The following is a 14,245-nucleotide window of genomic DNA, read 5'->3' on the forward strand; positions in this document are numbered from 1 at the left end:
GGGGGCATGTCCCAGAGCGAGAAGTCTGACCGCGTGCGTCGGAGCCTTGTTGCGCTGACGGTGGTCGGATCCCTTGTTGCAGCGCTGTTCGGATCCGGGCTGTTCGACGGCTCGGGAATCTCGGATGCTGCCGGCGGAGCCTTCGCCGCGGACGCCACAGTGCTCGCGCCCGCAGGCCTCGCGTTCGCGATCTGGTCCGTGATCTACCTCGGCCTTCTCGCCTATGCGATCTGGCAGTTCATGCCTGGACAGTCGGCGAAGCCGCGTCACCGGGCGATCGGGTACGGCGTCGCGGCATCCGCTGTGCTGAATGCCGCGTGGATCATGTGCGTCATGGCCTGGCGGATCGCGGAGTCCTTCGTGATCATCGCGCTGCTGCTCGGCGTGCTGCTGGTGACCTTCGTGCGCGTGTGTCGACGCCCGCGTCGCGGGACAGTCGCGGAGATCGTGCTCATCGACGGCGTCATCGGGCTCTACCTCGGCTGGGTGACAGTTGCGGCGGCAGCGAATCTCGCGGCCTGGCTCGCCGACATCGGCATTGCTTCGTGGGCGGAGGCGCCGGGGATCCCTGGGACCATCACACTCATCGCGGCCGGCCTCATCGCTGTCTTCACCGCGTGGCGCGGGGGTCGGTGGGCGCCTGCGGGCGCAACCGCCTGGGGGCTCGTCTGGATTGCGGTCGGTCGCTGGGGTGGGGATCCCGCGGCTCCCGTGGTGGCGACAACGGCCATCGTGCTCGCGGCCATCGTGCTCGCGGTCGCCGCGTGGCGGTTCCGACAGCGCGCGTCGCGGCAGTGACGAGTTGTCAAGCCCCTCTCTGTGCGCCATCTGGCTGGATAGCGTTTCGGGCAGGAGGTCATAATGGCAACGACTAAGGCAAGTACGAAGTCAGACTCGAAGAACAAGGGCGCAGCTCGCGGCGGCTCGGGAGAGAAGAGCACGCGGCGCCAGAACGCTGAGAAGGGCTTCGTCGCATCGAAGCAACTCGGAAAGAACCTGCAGGCGGTGCTGGTCGATCTTCTTGAGTTGTCGATGCAGGGCAAGCAGGCGCACTGGAACGTCGTGGGACGCAACTTCCGGGATACGCACTTGCAGCTCGATGAGATCGTCGCCGCCGTCCGGACGTTCAGCGACACCATCGCAGAGCGCATGCGGGCGCTGCACGCCCTTCCGGACGGACGAAGTGACACCGTTGCATCGACGACCACGCTGCCGGAGTATCCGCAGGGTGAGATCACCACGACCGAGACCGTCGACCTGATCACCGTGCGGCTCGAGGCGACCGTCGGGACGATGCGCGACGTGCACGACCCGATCGACGAGGAGGATCCGACAACCGCAGACATCCTCCATGAGATCATCGACACGCTTGAGCAGTTCGCGTGGATGGTCAGTGCAGAGAACCGCACGCCCTCGAAGGGCTGATTCCCCCGCTGCAAAACCGCAAAACCACGCCGAGGCAACGTCAGTTCGACGTTGCCTCGGCGTGGTTTTGCGGGTTCGCGAGGTTCGGAGTCAGTCGTGCGGCCACCCGGTGTAGGCCTCGGCGAGGTAGGTGCGTCCGGCTTCTGAATCGACGACCGAGCGCAGTTCACCGAGCTGGCGCCTGCGGTCGAACTCATTGTGCGAGGGCTCCAGGTGCAGCATGCTCGTCATCCACCACGAGAAGTTCTGCGCCTTCCAGATGCGGCGCGATGCGGCATCCGCGTAGCCATCGATCAGGCGGGAGTCGTTCTCGACGAGCAGCGCGTTCAGCGCCTTCGCGAGTATCACGACGTCGGCGACCGCGAGGTTCATCCCCTTCGCTCCGGTGGGCGGCACGGTGTGCGCGGCGTCACCGACGAGCGCTGCGCGACCGTGGCGCAGCTCGCTGGCGACGAAACTGCGGAAGCGCAGCACGTCGCGCTGGAAGATCCGGCCCTCTTTCAGGGTCGTGCCGGGCACGCGTGACTGCAGCGTCTCCCAGATCTCGGCTTCGCTGGGTGCGAGTGGGTCGGCGTCGGGGTCGCACTGGAAGTACATCCGCTGCACCTCGGGGCTGCGCTGGCTGATCAGAGCGAAGCCGTTCTCGGAGTTGCTGTAGATGAGTTCATCCGAGGAGGCCGGTGCTTCGCAGAGGATGCCGAACCACGCGAACGGGTATTCGCGGAAGTATCCGGTGCGCGAGGCGCCGGTGATGGCGGGGCGCACGACAGAGCGTGAGCCGTCGGCGCCCACCACGAAGTCGGCATCGATGACGAGCTCGGCGCCCTCGGCATCCGTCGCGGTCACGCGTGGACTGTCGGTGTCGACGCCCTCGACGCGGGTCGCGGTCACGCCGAAGCGCAGGTCCTGCCCTCGGCTCAGGCGCAGGGTGAGCATGTCTTTCAGCACTTCGTGCTGAGGGTAGAGCCAGACGCTGCGGCCGACGAGGTTCGCGAAGTCGATGCGGTGCCCTTCTCCCTCGAACCGAAGCTCGATGCCGTCGTGACGGTCGCCGACCGTGTGCACTCGGCTGTTCGGGTCGATCCGGGTGAGCAGGTCGACCGTGCCCTGCTCGAGGATGCCGGCGCGAATGGTCTGCTCGATCTCTTCGCGCGAACGCTGATCGATGATGACCGACTCGATCCCGGCATCGGCGAGCAGCTGGGAGAGGATGAGGCCGGCGGGGCCTGCGCCGACGATCGCGACCTGGGTGCGGATCGACGAGGTGCGGACGGTGTCGGATGCGGTACTCATTCAGTCTCCTTCGACGGGTGGATGCTGCGCACCAGTGTGCCTCGCTCCGCGCCTCCTGTGTCGATGGATCCCATTGAATGGGCGGAAGTGCCCGCTCAGGTCGCGAGTTCTGTCGCTTTCGCGGCTCGATAGCGGCACAGATCGCGACCTGAACGGCGCGTGTCGGCGGAGCGCGCGTGTCAGCGGAGCGCGCGCAGGTCACGCTCTGTGTCGCGCGCGGCTCCGCGTAAAGCGTCGAGTGCGGCGGTGGGATCTGCATCGCGGGGCAGCACGACTGAGAGTGCGGCAACGACTTCACCCCTGTCGCGGACCGGAACGGCGACCCCCGTGGAGACCGCTTCGATCGATCCGGGGGCTGCGACGAAGCCGCGCCGGCGGATCGATGCGAGCAGCGCGCGGAGAGCCGCGGCATCCGTCATCGTCTCGGTCGAGAGTGCGCGAAGCGGGCCGGAGAGCACCCGCTCGCGAACGGCGGGGTCCGCGAACGCGAGCAGAACAAGACCGGAAGAGGAGGCGTGCAGCGGGAGGCGCCCGGCGATGCGGGTGATGTTGGCGCCGGCATCCGGATGGGAGAGGCGCTCGAGGAAGAGCGCTTCATCGTGTTCGAGCACGGCGAGCTGGGTGTGTTCGCGGACGAGCGTCTGCACGCGCTCCATGTGCGGCATCGCGGCTTGGCGCAGGCGCAGCGCGCTGGATCCGCGCAGCGCGAGCTCCCACAGGCGCATGCCGAGACGGATGCGGCCTTCTTCGTCGCGCTCGAGGATCCCTTCGGCGCTGAGTTCGCCGACGATGCGGTGCGCCGTGGAGCGCGGAAGGCCGGAGCGATCGGCGATCTCGGTCGCGGTCTGCACCGTGCGCTCGGCGCTGAAAGTCTCGAGAACACGCACGATGCGCACGGTCATCGAGTCACCGGAGCGCGAGTTCGCCATGGGGCTAGCTTCGCACGGCGCATCCATGTACAATCGTTGGTACCCCAACTAACCCGACGAGGTCGGACGAATTCCGGGCGCACCGGAGATCGAAGGAGATCAGATGCAGTTCTACCGCGACGGATACCGACCCGGCGATCCTGACGTCCGCCCCGTGGCCCCTGAGGCCGCCTCGCGCAGCGACGTCTTCCCCGAGAAGCTCGACGTTCTCATCGTCGGCACGGGGCCCGCGGGAACGGTTCTGGCCGCGCAGCTCTCTGAGTTCCCCGACATCACCACCCGCATCATCGAGCGTCGCGAAGAGCCGCTGCAGGTCGGTCACGCCGATGGCGTCGCCTGCCGCACGGTCGAGATGTTCCAGGCTTTCGGCCTGGCAGATGCGCTGGTGCGCGAGGCCTACTGGGTCAACGAAGTGCGCTTCTGGGGGCCGTCTGAGGACGACCGCTCCAAGATCACCCGCACTGGGTGGGTCGAGGACACCCCCGCGGGACTCAGCGAGTTCCCGCACGTCATCGTCAACCAGGCGCGGATGCAGCAGTACCTGCTCGAGCACGCCGCGAACTCCCCGTCGCGGCTCGAGGCCGATTACGGCATCGAGTTCGCCGGCTTCGAGATGGATGCCGCATCGGACCACCCGGTCATCGCCACGCTCCGTCGCGCTGACGGCACCGAGTTCACCGTTCGCGCCAAGTACGTCGTCGGCTGCGACGGTGCGCGCAGCAACGTGCGCCGCGCGCTCGGGATCCAGCTCAAGGGCGACGCCGCCAACCACGCCTGGGGCGTCATGGACGTGCTCGCCACCACAGACTTCCCCGACTGGCGCACCAAGAACGTCGTGCAGTCCGCCGGCAAGGGGAGCCTCTTGATGATCCCGCGCGAGGGCGGCAACATGGTGCGCTGCTACGTCGACCTCGGCGAGGTCCAGGCAGGCGACAGCGACATCCGCAAGAAGACCGCCGAAGAGCTGCGCGAGGTCGCCAACGGCATTCTGTACCCGTACTCGATCGACGTGCAGCAGGTGGCCTGGTCGAGCGTGTACGAGGTCGGCCAGCGCGTCGCTGACCGCTTCGATGACCTGGCCTCTGACTCGCCCTCGGATGCCGTGCCGCACCTGTTCGTCGCCGGCGACGCGTGCCACACGCACAGCGCCAAGGCGGGCCAGGGCATGAACGTGTCGATGCAGGACGCCTTCAACCTCGGTTGGAAGCTCGCCGCCGTTCTGCAGGGACGATCGGATGCCACGCTGCTGCGCACCTACTCGGAAGAGCGCCAGAGGATCGCCGCCGACCTTATCGCCTTCGACAAGCACTGGTCGGCCTTCATCGCGCAGCCGGCGCTCGACCCCGCGCACCCCGAGCTCGGCGGCGTCTCGGCCGCAGACATGCAGGACGAGTTCGCCCGCCAGGGTCGCTACACGGCGGGCCTTGCGACGCAGTACACCCCGTCGCTGCTCACTGGGGCATCCGGCTATCAGGGGTTGGCGAGCGGATTCGAGGTCGGCACGCGCTTCCACTCCTCGCCCGTGCGCCGTGTCGCAGACGCGCGCCCGCTGCAGCTCGGCCACTCGCACGTCGCCGACGGTCGCTGGCGCATCTACGCTTTCGGAGATACTTCTGGGGCGGCACTGCGGGAGTTCGCCACGTGGCTGAGCGACGGAGAGAACTCGCCGGTCCGCGAGTTCACCGGAGCGGATGCCGATATCGACAGCGTCATCGACGTGCACGCCATCTTCCGCGGCTCGCACCACGACGTCGATGTCACGGCCCTGCCCGAGCTGCTGCTTCCGAAGTCGGGGCCGCTCGGCCTGCAGGACTGGGAGAAGGTCTGGGCAGCAGACGCTGCGGACGACATCTTCGCCGTTCGCGGCATCGCCGCAGAGGGTGCGGTCATCGTCGTGCGTCCGGATCAGTATGTGTCGCACGTGCTGCCGCTGTCGGCACGCACCGAGCTGCGTGACTTCTTCGCAGGCTTCCTGCTGCCGGTCGGAGTGCCCGTCGCCGTCTGAGCCTGTCGATCCCTGAGCCTGTCGATCCCTGAGCCTGTCGAAGGGGCCGTGACCTGAGAGGATGGACTGCGTGACCATGCCTGATCTCCCCGAGCCCCAGCGGCACGTCGGAAACCTCATCCGTCGAGCGCAGCAACTGCACTTGGCGACCTGGGCACGAGTGGCATCACCAGACATCACGAGCGCGCAGTACAGCATCCTCGCGGTTCTCGACCGGCTGGGGGAGGCGAGCCAGCGCGAGCTGTGCGATGAGGTCGACCTCGACCGCTCGACGATCGCGGACTTGGTGCGTCGCATGGAGAAGGCAGAGCTCATCACCCGGCGGCGCGCCGAGGGCGACGCGAGGCGCAACGTCGTCACCCTCACCGCGCACGGTGCGGCCGAGCGCACGAGACTGGCGCCACTGGTCGTCGAGGTGCAGCGCGAACTCACCGGACACCTCGACGCCGCGGAGTCGACCGCGCTTTTCCAGGGGTTGTGGGCGATGCTTGAGGGGGCCGGACGCGATCGTTCGTCCGACTCTCGCGCATAACTCCTGAGCCTTTTCGCAGATCCGTGCGTTCTCGGTGCCTATGTGGCCGAAACGGGCAATCTATCAGGAGTTGTGCCGCGCGGCTGCAGCGGAAGACCGAGGGTAATCTCAGATCATGACCTCACGAGCTGACCTCCGATGGAAGCCGCTCGAGCCGCAGGCGATCGCGGAGCTGTTCTCGGCGGCATCCGTGCGCTGGTGGCTCTCGGGCGGAGTCGCGCTCGATCGTTGGCTCGGGCGTCCGATCCGCGAGCGGGAGAACATCGACGTGAGTGTGGTGGCGGGCGACCTCGCAGAGCTGATCGCGGCACTGCCCGAGGGGTTCAGCGCATGGGCGCCCTCGGGCGAGGAAGACGAGATCGTGCCCTTCGCGGACGCTCCGGAGGATGCCGACCTGCAGCCGGTACTCGTGCGCGACGACGCCCAGAACTCCTGGGTGCTGCAGATCAACGCTGAAGACGGCGCACCGCGCGCGTGGGTCTACAAGCGAGACCCACGGTTGACGCTTCCGTGGGACCGAGCGGTGCTCGAGGTCGAGGGCATCCCGACCGGAGCCCCAGAGGTGCAGCTGGTCTGGAAGGCGCTTCGCCCGCGTCCGGAGGACACCATCGACAAGGATGCTGCGCTGCCTGAGCTCGACGAGCAGGCAGTCTCGTTCTATGAGACGGCGCTGCTGCGCATCCACCCGCACTCGACGTGGGCAATCCACGTGCGCAGTCCGTTCGCGCCGGCCAAGGCCAGCTGGAACAAGAAGAAGTCCTAGGGTCACCCACAACGCGGGGTCACACCGCTCTATCTGCAGCGTGACCCCGCGTTGGTCACTGGATGACGTTCAACTCCGCAACCGGCGTCTCGAGAACGGATCCCTTCGCCCCGACCGAGGTGAGATCGGTGCGAGGGGAAGCCTGAGCGGCGTGGCGACCGGCGATCCGGCCCGAGACCATGGCCCAGCCGATGTGCAGACCGTGGTTGAGCAGCTGAAGCCCGCCCTGTCCGGTGGAGCCTGCGGCGTACAGTCCGGCGATCGGCGCGCCCTCTGGCGTCGTCACCCGCAGTGTGGTGTCGACGGCGAGGCCGCCGTCGGCGAGCGTGATGTACGACTGCATCGGGCCGAGCGCATAATACGGACCGTCGCCGATCCCCGCGCCGAAGGTGGTGCGTCCGAAGTCGGGGTCCTCGCCCGCCGCCGCGTAATCGCGCACCTGCTGAATCGTCGAGAGCAGTGCGGCCGGGTCGATCCCCGCCTTCGCCGCGAGCTCTTCGATCGTGTCGGCCTTGTGGAACATGTCAGGACGGTAGCGTGCGTAGTCTCCGACGTAGGCGTAGGCGACACCGGGGAACGTCGAAACCGGGTTCGGCCACGCTGAGAACCGCTTTGCGAGCGCTTCGTCGAACACCATGTATCCCCGGTTGCTATCTGCCGCGACTCCGCGAGCAAGCAGCTTGTCGGAGTCTTCATTCGCGACGCGCTGCCCCTGCTCGTTGACGAGGATGGCGCCGGCAGCGTACATGGTGTTGTTCGGCCCGACCCAGCTCGTGAGCGCTCCGCGCAGGAGCACTGCGAGGAGGCGCTTGGGCAGTCGCTCGGCGACCAGGCGCACCAGACGCGAGACCGACGGATGCGAGGGCAGCAGCTTGATCGGATCAGGGAAGCGCCCTGGCGGGAAGCGCAGCCCCTCATAGAGGCGGTCCATCTGCAGCATCACGCCGCCGACGTCGCTGCCGAGCCGAAAGCCGTCACCGGTGTTGGTCTTGTTCACGGCGGGGACGCGCGCGGCATCCTCTCCAACGTAGGCGGCCTTGAGATCGGTCGCTCCGGAGTAGTCGCCGGTCGCGAGCACGACAGCACGACGGCCGAAGTACTCCACGCCGTTCGCGCTCGCGCCGATGACCTCGCCTGCGGCGTTGCGCAGCAGTCGGTCTACGCGGACGTTCGTGACGACTTGCACACCACGCTTGCGCGCCTCGCGCAGCAGTGCCGTCACGTACGCGCCCGCGTTAGGCAGCACGTTGTGCATGCGGGGCTTCTCGTATGGAGGCTCGGGAGTCGGGCCGAGAAACTGCACGCCGATACTGGAGAGCCATTCGAGTGTTGCCCCGGCGTTCTCGGCCAGCACGCGCCTCAGTGCGACGTTCTCGCGCGCCTCGTCTTTGCCGTTGGCGACCTTCATGTCTTCGATGAACAGATCGATCGAATCGTTGACGCCGGCGCGGTATTGGTACGCGGTGTTCGCCGCGGTGAAGCTGCCCACCGACATTCCGGTGCTGCCACCGGGCCGGGCGCATTTCTCGAGGACGATGCTCTTCGCACCGCTGGTCGCGGCGGAGATCGCGGCCGTGAGACCTGATCCGCCGCCGCCGATGACCAATACGTCTGTCGTCACACTCATGCGTGCGTCCTTTCCAAGAGGGCTGCGGTCGCGGCGGCATCGCCAGCCCACCGCCCGGTGATGTAGGCGGGGGCCAATCCGCCGGCGTATCCGACGTTCGACAGTCCGCCGATGTCTGCCCCTGCCGCGTAGAGCCCGGGGATGGGCGCACCGTCCGGATCGAGCGCCTCGCCGCGCGTCGAGATCGGCACACCCCCGAAGGTGAAAGTGATCGACGGCTGCACCATGAGCGCGTGGAATGGTCCGGTCTGCGGAGCTCGGGCGCTCGCGGCCACGGGTACGCCGGATACCCAGCCAGCACCGGTATCAGCCGCGCAGCGATACGCATCAAGAGTGGAAGTGAGGGTCGTGGCATCCACACCCCAGGAGGCGATCTGCGCGATAAGACCATCGAGCGTGTCGGCGCTCGCCCACAGTCCACCGGCCGCCTTCGCCGTCTCGAACCTGTCGGTGGCGCCGAGGCCGGGGAACGGTTCCTGCCGCGCTTCGGTGAGGTGCACGTGCTCGTCGAAGATCAGTACTCCGCGACTTTCCGGCTGCCCGACCACGACCTGATTGATGATCTCGTCACCGAGCGTCTCGTCGACGAAGCGCTCGCCGCGGAGATTCACGAACAGGGTGGACCCTGAGTAGTACTGCGAGTACGGCAGGTAGTGCTCTGGTTCGAAAGCTGTCAGCGGCCAGGGAACGAGGTGGCCGTAGTAGGAGGCCATGGAGCGACTGCCACCGGACCCCGCCGTGCGGGCCATCCGTATCCCGTCGCCGACGTTGCCGACGTGTGAGCGCATCAGCAAGTTGTCGGCCTGCGGGCCGATGTAGCGGGTCAGCATCTCCGGGTCACGACCGAACCCGCCGGTCGCGAGTATGACACTCGCCGCGCGGTACTCGACCGGGCCGCCGGCGGTTGACGCGACGACACCCGTCACGCGGCCGCCGTCGATGAGGAGTTCGCGCACCGGAGCGTCGGCCACGATCACGCCGCCGGCAGCGGTGACGGCATCCCGGCACGCTGCGAGAATCGCGTGGATGTCGGTGGAGTATCCGATCCCGAAGGTCATGATGTCGTTCGTCGGCTCGGCGGCCACTCGTGCACCTGTTGCGCGTACCTCCGCGATCGCATCCGGGAAGTCCGTCACCACGCGCTCGCCGAGAATCGCATCACCTTGGGGGATGCGGCGACGGTAGGCGTCCATGTCCGGCGCAGTCCACAGCATCCCCGCCGACAGCGCTGTCGATCCACCGAACGTCGCTGACTTCTCCAGCACGGCGACTCGCGCGCCTGCGCGTGCGGCCGCTGCTGCGGCGGACGACCCGCCGATGCCCGAGCCGACCACGATGACGTCGAAGGAGTTCATGAGGCCGCCCCCGCGCCAAATCTCTCCGCCGCCTGACGGGCGACGTGCAGTCCGAAGATCGCGCCCTTCCCGAGCGAAGTGCCGGTCATGTAGGCCGCACCGTGGAATCCGCCGACGACTTCACCGATCGCGTAAAGCCCCGGGATGATCTCGCCCTCGACATCGACGACCTCGGCATCCGGGGTGACCTTCACCCCGCAGTACGTCGTCGTCATGAGTGACTTCGCCGGGTAGGCGTAGAACGGCGCCTTCGTGATCGTGCGCAGCTCGCCGATTCCGTTGCAGAGGCTCTCCCGGCCGAGTTCGTCGGCTGTGCCATCGGTCACCGCGCGGTTGTAGCGCTCGACCGTCTGAACCAGCTGATCGCCATCGATGCCGACGATCTGCGCGAGCTCTTCGAGAGTGTCGGCGTGGTGCAGGTGACCGAGCGACTCGATCGCTTCCATATCTTTCAGCGGGATGCCGGGGTGCGACTTCGCGCGGACATCGGCGTCAAAGATCTGCACTCCGAGACCGTCTTCCTCGTCGAGGACCGCGCGGCCCAGAGTCTTGTACGACTGCGACTCGTCGGTGAAGCGCTCGCCCGCCCGGTTCACGATGATCGCGCCCATGTAATAGGCGGTGAGCAGTTCGTGGACGTCGCCCGTCTCGGGGTGCGAGCCGTACGTTCCGCTCACGAAGGACATGTCGGCCATGTCTGCGCCGAGCTTCCACGCCATCCGCAGCCCATCTCCGGTGTTGCCTCTGCCGCCGAAGGGGATCGCTGCGAGTTGCTCGGGTGCGAAGATCTTCATCAGCTCGTTGCCGCGGGTGAACCCACCGGTCGCGATGACCACGCCCTGGCGGGCGATCACGTCGATCTCACCCTCAGATGACGCAAGGGTCGCACCCGTGACGCGTCCGGATGCGTCGGTGATCAGACGAACTGCGCGATGTTCGCGCAGCGTCGTGCCCTCGGCCGCCTCGAACTGATCGTGCAGTCCTGCCATCACCTCGGCGATCGCCGTGTTGTGGCTGCGCTTCGCCGACTGGCCTGAGCTGATCTCGATCTCGCGGAACTGCACGCCGTGCTCCTTGAGCCAGTGGTACGCCGCGTGCTGACGATCCAGATACGTGTGCAGCAGGGCGGGATCGTTGCGGAACTCACCGACCTCCTGCATGTCCTTGAGGAACAGCTCGGTGGAGTCCTGCTCACCGGCCTCGCGCTGCTCGTCCGTGCCGCTGAAGGCGAACCATCCGCCGCTCATCACGGTCGATCCGCCGAGGTCGGCGGTCTTTTCCGCGAGGATGACCTCGAGTCCCGCCTCTGCCGCCGCAGTGGCGGCGGTCTGCCCGGCGATGCCGCTGCCGAGGACGAGGAGGTCGACGGTGCGGGTCGTCATCGCTTCGCTCCCGCCTTCGGCTGGATGACGCCCAGCTTGTCGAGCGGCGTCTTGTAGGTCTCGCGGCCCGAAGCGATCGCGATCGCCGAGATCACACACGCGATGCTCGTGAACACGGCGGCCGGCCACCAGGCGTCGTTGTTCGCGGTGGAGATGGCCTGGATGATGACGGGCGAGAATCCGGTCAGCACGAGTCCCAGCTGCAGACCGACGGCCATACCGGTCACGCGGTAGCGCACGTTGAACAGCTCGCTGAAGTACGCCGGGTACACGGAGTTCGTCGCCGCGAAGCCGATTGAGACGCACAGCAGCACGCCGACGAAGATCATCGGGATGTTCGCCTCGCCGACTGCCCAGAAGAACAGCCAGACAGCCGCGGCGCCGAAGAGGTTGCCGCCGATCAGTACGGGCTTGCGACCGATCTTGTCGCTGAGGCTGGCGAACAGGGGCTGCGTGACGAGCGCGACGACATAGCCGACGATCACGACCCACAGCATGGTGCCGGCTTCGATCCCGGCGATGTTGGTCGCGTACGTCAGTCCGTAGACCGGAACGGTGGTGCTGATCACGACGAGGAAAGCGGCGAAGATGACGCGCACGACATCGAGCGGCTGGTGACGGAGAACTTCTCCCAGGGGCACCTTGGCGGTGGTTCCCAGCTCCTTCTCGACGGTGAATGCTTCGGTATCGCGCACGGTGCGGCGGATGACGAGGCCCACGACGAGGATGAGCGCACTCAGCCAGAACGGCACGCGCCAGCCCCAGGAGAGGAGCTGATCTTCGGGGAGAGCCGCGACGCCGATGAAGGCCAGCGTGGCGAGAATGTAGCCCACCCAGATGCCATTGATCGCCCATGAGGTGTAGAGCGCTCGGCGGTCCGCCGGAGCGTGCTCGAGGGTCAACGAGGATGCGCCGGAGAGCTCACCGCCCACGGACAGGCCCTGACATAGGCGCAGGATGATGAGCAGCGTGGGGGCGAGGATGCCGACGCTGTCGTACGAGGGCAGGCAGCCGATCAGGAACGTCGCGATACCCATGACGAGCAGCGTCAGGATCATGATGTTCCGTCGTCCGAAGCGGTCGCCCAGGTGGCCCGCGAGGAAACCGCCGACCGGGCGCGCGATGTACGCCACGCCGTACAGGCCGAGGGCGTAGAGGAGGCCGGTGGCGCCGGCATCCGGGAAGAAGATCCGCGCGAAGACGAGCGCCGACGCGGATGCGTAGATGTACATGTCGTAGTACTCGAGGGCGGAGCCGATGAAGCCCGCGAGCGAGGAGCGCTTGCTCTGATTGCCCGGCGCGCGCATGCTCGCCGTCTCGGAGAGAATTCCGGTCTTCGTTGACATCGTGAACGTCCTGTTCTGTGTATGGGAGGAGAGGAGGCGGGGCGCTCAGCAGGTGAGCATGCCGCCGTTGACGTCGAGGCTGGCGCCCGTGATGTAGGAGGCCTTGTCGCTGATGAGGAACTCGATCGCATCGGCGATCTCGCTCGGTTGGGCGAAGCGTGCCATCGGAACCTGTCCGATCATCTGCTGCGCCTCGTCCGACGGAACGCCGCCGGTCATCTGGGTCTGCACGAATCCTGGGGCGACGCCGTTGACGCGGATGCGGAAGCTCGAGAGCTCACGCGACAGTGAGGCGGTCACGTTCTGCAGAGCGCCCTTCGAGGCGGCGTACGCGATGGACGAAGGAAGGAAGGGCGGGAATGTGTCGCTCGGGAGACCGCCGGTGCCGAGGCGCGACACGATCGAGAGGATATTGACGATGGATGCCGATCCGTCTGTTGGCATGTGGCGGAAGGCTTCTTGCACCAACAGCAGCGGCGCCTTCACGTTGACGGCCATCACGAGATCCCATTCGTCGGGGGAGATGTCGTAGAACGGGCGCTTGCGACCTTCGTCCTTGGGGGAGATTCCGACCCCGTTGACGAGAACGCTCAGCGTCCCGAGTTCGCGGGCGGCCTCGACGGCGGCGCGGTTCGTTTCGGAGCTGGTGAGATCCCCGGCGACGACTTGGTGACCGCCGTTCGGTGTGGGGAGGGATGCTCCGACGGCTTCGGCCGAATCGGCGGAGGCGTCGGCGATGACGACCCGGTAGCCGACCGAGGCGAGTCGCTCGGAGACGATGCGGCCAATGCCTCCGCCTCCGCCCGTGACGATCGCGCTGCGCGTGGTGGTGTTCATAAATGCTCCTAGTAGGTGGCCCGGCCGCCGGAGGCGTCGAAGACGAAGCCCGTGGTGAACGAGGAATCGGGAGAGGCGATGTAGGCGACGAGTCCGGCGATCTCTTCGGCCGTGCCGAACCTGCCCATCGGAATGAGCGACTTCTGCACCTCGCGACGCTCTGCAGTCATCCCCTGGATAAGGGGGGTGTCGATGGATGCCGGGGCGATGGCATTGACGGTCACCCCGCTTGCCGCATACTCGCGGCCGATCGCCTTGACCATGCCGATGACTCCCGCCTTCGATGCGGAGTAGGCGGCCATCTGCGGGTTGCCCTCCTTGCCGGCGATCGAGGCGATGTGGATGATCCGGCCAAAGCCTTGGGGTACGAGGTGCGCGAGTGCGGCCCGCGTGACAGCGAACGCGCCACCGAGGTTCAGGCCGACGATCCGTGAGAAGGTCTCCTGGTCGGTCTCGAGGGTGGGGGTGACCGGGCCGAGGATGCCGGCACAGTTCACGACGATGTCGAGGTGTGCGAGGTGTGCAGCTGCATCGGTGATGGCACGCGCGACGCCTTCGGGGTCAGTGACGTCTATCGAGCCGGTGGTCGCACCGAGGCCAGCGGGCCATTGTGCGGTGGCGAGGTCAAGGGCGACGACCTCGATGCCGTCTGCGACGAGTCGGCGCACGATGGCCGCGCCCATTCCGCTCGATGCGCCGACGACGATAGCGCCGCGGGATGTGCTCGGTGTCATCGACATTGATTCCTCAA

At 67.0% G+C, this 14,245-nt stretch carries 13 protein-coding genes; 5 read left to right on the forward strand and 8 right to left on the reverse strand.

Annotated features, from left to right (window positions below; all coding sequences use genetic code 11):
• Window positions 1–6: 6 nt before the first annotated feature.
• Complete coding sequence (locus ACTU6V_RS01945; RefSeq protein ID WP_443474762.1) at window positions 7–798, forward strand: TspO-related membrane protein; 792 nt, start codon at window positions 7–9, stop codon at window positions 796–798.
• 63 nt (window positions 799–861) lie between these two features.
• Window positions 862–1,425, forward strand: coding sequence for a Dps family protein (locus ACTU6V_RS01950; protein WP_443474763.1), 564 nt, complete (start codon window positions 862–864; stop codon window positions 1,423–1,425).
• A gap of 90 nt (window positions 1,426–1,515) precedes the next feature.
• On the opposite strand, the gene ACTU6V_RS01955 is transcribed toward ACTU6V_RS01950, so the two are convergent.
• Both ACTU6V_RS01955 and ACTU6V_RS01960 read right to left on the reverse strand, forming a co-directional pair.
• Entirely contained in the window at window positions 1,516–2,718 is a 1,203-nt protein-coding gene (locus ACTU6V_RS01955) for a 4-hydroxybenzoate 3-monooxygenase (protein ID WP_443469845.1), read from the reverse strand.
• A 179-nt stretch (window positions 2,719–2,897) separates the two neighbouring features.
• The gene (locus tag ACTU6V_RS01960) at window positions 2,898–3,647 is read right to left on the reverse strand and encodes an IclR family transcriptional regulator (protein WP_443474764.1); all 750 of its coding nucleotides are present in this window, start codon (window positions 3,645–3,647) and stop codon (window positions 2,898–2,900) included.
• A gap of 103 nt (window positions 3,648–3,750) precedes the next feature.
• Here ACTU6V_RS01960 and ACTU6V_RS01965 point away from each other — a divergent pair, with 103 nt between their 5' ends.
• The 3 genes from ACTU6V_RS01965 (at window position 3,751) to ACTU6V_RS01975 (ending at window position 6,947) form a co-directional block, all read left to right on the forward strand.
• On the forward strand, window positions 3,751–5,652 hold the full coding sequence (locus tag ACTU6V_RS01965; protein WP_443469847.1) for an FAD-dependent monooxygenase: 1,902 nt from the start codon (window positions 3,751–3,753) through the stop codon (window positions 5,650–5,652).
• A gap of 76 nt (window positions 5,653–5,728) precedes the next feature.
• Window positions 5,729–6,184 carry a MarR family winged helix-turn-helix transcriptional regulator gene (locus tag ACTU6V_RS01970; protein ID WP_443474993.1) on the forward strand — a complete coding sequence of 152 codons (456 nt, stop codon included), beginning with the start codon at window positions 5,729–5,731 and terminating at the stop codon, window positions 6,182–6,184.
• A 115-nt stretch (window positions 6,185–6,299) separates the two neighbouring features.
• On the forward strand, window positions 6,300–6,947 hold the full coding sequence (locus ACTU6V_RS01975; protein ID WP_443474765.1) for a nucleotidyltransferase domain-containing protein: 648 nt from the start codon (window positions 6,300–6,302) through the stop codon (window positions 6,945–6,947).
• 55 nt (window positions 6,948–7,002) lie between these two features.
• On the opposite strand, the gene ACTU6V_RS01980 is transcribed toward ACTU6V_RS01975, so the two are convergent.
• From ACTU6V_RS01980 to ACTU6V_RS02005, 6 genes are read right to left on the reverse strand one after another with little or no spacing between them, the layout of a single operon-like run.
• Window positions 7,003–8,574, reverse strand: a complete 1,572-nt coding sequence (locus tag ACTU6V_RS01980) for an FAD-dependent oxidoreductase (RefSeq protein WP_443474766.1) — start codon at window positions 8,572–8,574, stop codon at window positions 7,003–7,005.
• Entirely contained in the window at window positions 8,571–9,929 is a 1,359-nt protein-coding gene (locus tag ACTU6V_RS01985) for an FAD-dependent oxidoreductase (protein ID WP_443474767.1), read from the reverse strand. The genes ACTU6V_RS01980 and ACTU6V_RS01985 overlap by 4 nt, the downstream gene beginning before the upstream one ends.
• Window positions 9,926–11,311, reverse strand: coding sequence for an FAD-dependent oxidoreductase (locus ACTU6V_RS01990; RefSeq protein WP_443474768.1), 1,386 nt, complete (start codon window positions 11,309–11,311; stop codon window positions 9,926–9,928). Before ACTU6V_RS01990 ends, ACTU6V_RS01985 begins: the two co-directional genes overlap by 4 nt.
• Window positions 11,308–12,657: an MFS transporter gene (locus tag ACTU6V_RS01995; protein ID WP_443469895.1), complete on the reverse strand. Its 1,350-nt coding sequence runs from the start codon at window positions 12,655–12,657 to the stop codon at window positions 11,308–11,310. Before ACTU6V_RS01995 ends, ACTU6V_RS01990 begins: the two co-directional genes overlap by 4 nt.
• Window positions 12,658–12,702: 45 nt before the next feature.
• Window positions 12,703–13,494 (reverse strand): SDR family NAD(P)-dependent oxidoreductase, encoded by a 792-nt coding sequence (locus tag ACTU6V_RS02000; protein ID WP_443469896.1) that lies wholly within the window; start codon window positions 13,492–13,494, stop codon window positions 12,703–12,705.
• A gap of 8 nt (window positions 13,495–13,502) precedes the next feature.
• Window positions 13,503–14,228, reverse strand: coding sequence for an SDR family NAD(P)-dependent oxidoreductase (locus ACTU6V_RS02005; RefSeq protein ID WP_443474769.1), 726 nt, complete (start codon window positions 14,226–14,228; stop codon window positions 13,503–13,505).
• Window positions 14,229–14,245 lie beyond the last annotated feature (17 nt).

This window comes from Microbacterium zouquanmingi (genome assembly GCF_052266675.1).
GTDB lineage: Bacteria > Actinomycetota > Actinomycetes > Actinomycetales > Microbacteriaceae > Microbacterium.

What these genes read in the sequence shown, in the direction of transcription:
- ACTU6V_RS01975 (WP_443474765.1), top strand. Translation starts at nt 6,300, where the DNA reads ATGACCTCACGAGCTGACCTCCGATGGAAGCCGCTCGAGCCGCAGGCG.
- ACTU6V_RS01950 (WP_443474763.1), top strand. Translation starts at nt 862, where the DNA reads ATGGCAACGACTAAGGCAAGTACGAAGTCAGACTCGAAGAACAAGGGC.
- ACTU6V_RS01970 (WP_443474993.1), top strand. Translation starts at nt 5,729, where the DNA reads ATGCCTGATCTCCCCGAGCCCCAGCGGCACGTCGGAAACCTCATCCGT.
- ACTU6V_RS01960 (WP_443474764.1), bottom strand. Translation starts at nt 3,647, where the DNA reads ATGGCGAACTCGCGCTCCGGTGACTCGATGACCGTGCGCATCGTGCGT.
- ACTU6V_RS01990 (WP_443474768.1), bottom strand. Translation starts at nt 11,311, where the DNA reads ATGACGACCCGCACCGTCGACCTCCTCGTCCTCGGCAGCGGCATCGCC.
- ACTU6V_RS01985 (WP_443474767.1), bottom strand. Translation starts at nt 9,929, where the DNA reads ATGAACTCCTTCGACGTCATCGTGGTCGGCTCGGGCATCGGCGGGTCG.
- ACTU6V_RS01980 (WP_443474766.1), bottom strand. Translation starts at nt 8,574, where the DNA reads ATGAGTGTGACGACAGACGTATTGGTCATCGGCGGCGGCGGATCAGGT.
- ACTU6V_RS01945 (WP_443474762.1), top strand. Translation starts at nt 7, where the DNA reads ATGTCCCAGAGCGAGAAGTCTGACCGCGTGCGTCGGAGCCTTGTTGCG.
- ACTU6V_RS01995 (WP_443469895.1), bottom strand. Translation starts at nt 12,657, where the DNA reads ATGTCAACGAAGACCGGAATTCTCTCCGAGACGGCGAGCATGCGCGCG.
- ACTU6V_RS02000 (WP_443469896.1), bottom strand. Translation starts at nt 13,494, where the DNA reads ATGAACACCACCACGCGCAGCGCGATCGTCACGGGCGGAGGCGGAGGC.
- ACTU6V_RS01965 (WP_443469847.1), top strand. Translation starts at nt 3,751, where the DNA reads ATGCAGTTCTACCGCGACGGATACCGACCCGGCGATCCTGACGTCCGC.
- ACTU6V_RS01955 (WP_443469845.1), bottom strand. Translation starts at nt 2,718, where the DNA reads ATGAGTACCGCATCCGACACCGTCCGCACCTCGTCGATCCGCACCCAG.
- ACTU6V_RS02005 (WP_443474769.1), bottom strand. Translation starts at nt 14,228, where the DNA reads ATGACACCGAGCACATCCCGCGGCGCTATCGTCGTCGGCGCATCGAGC.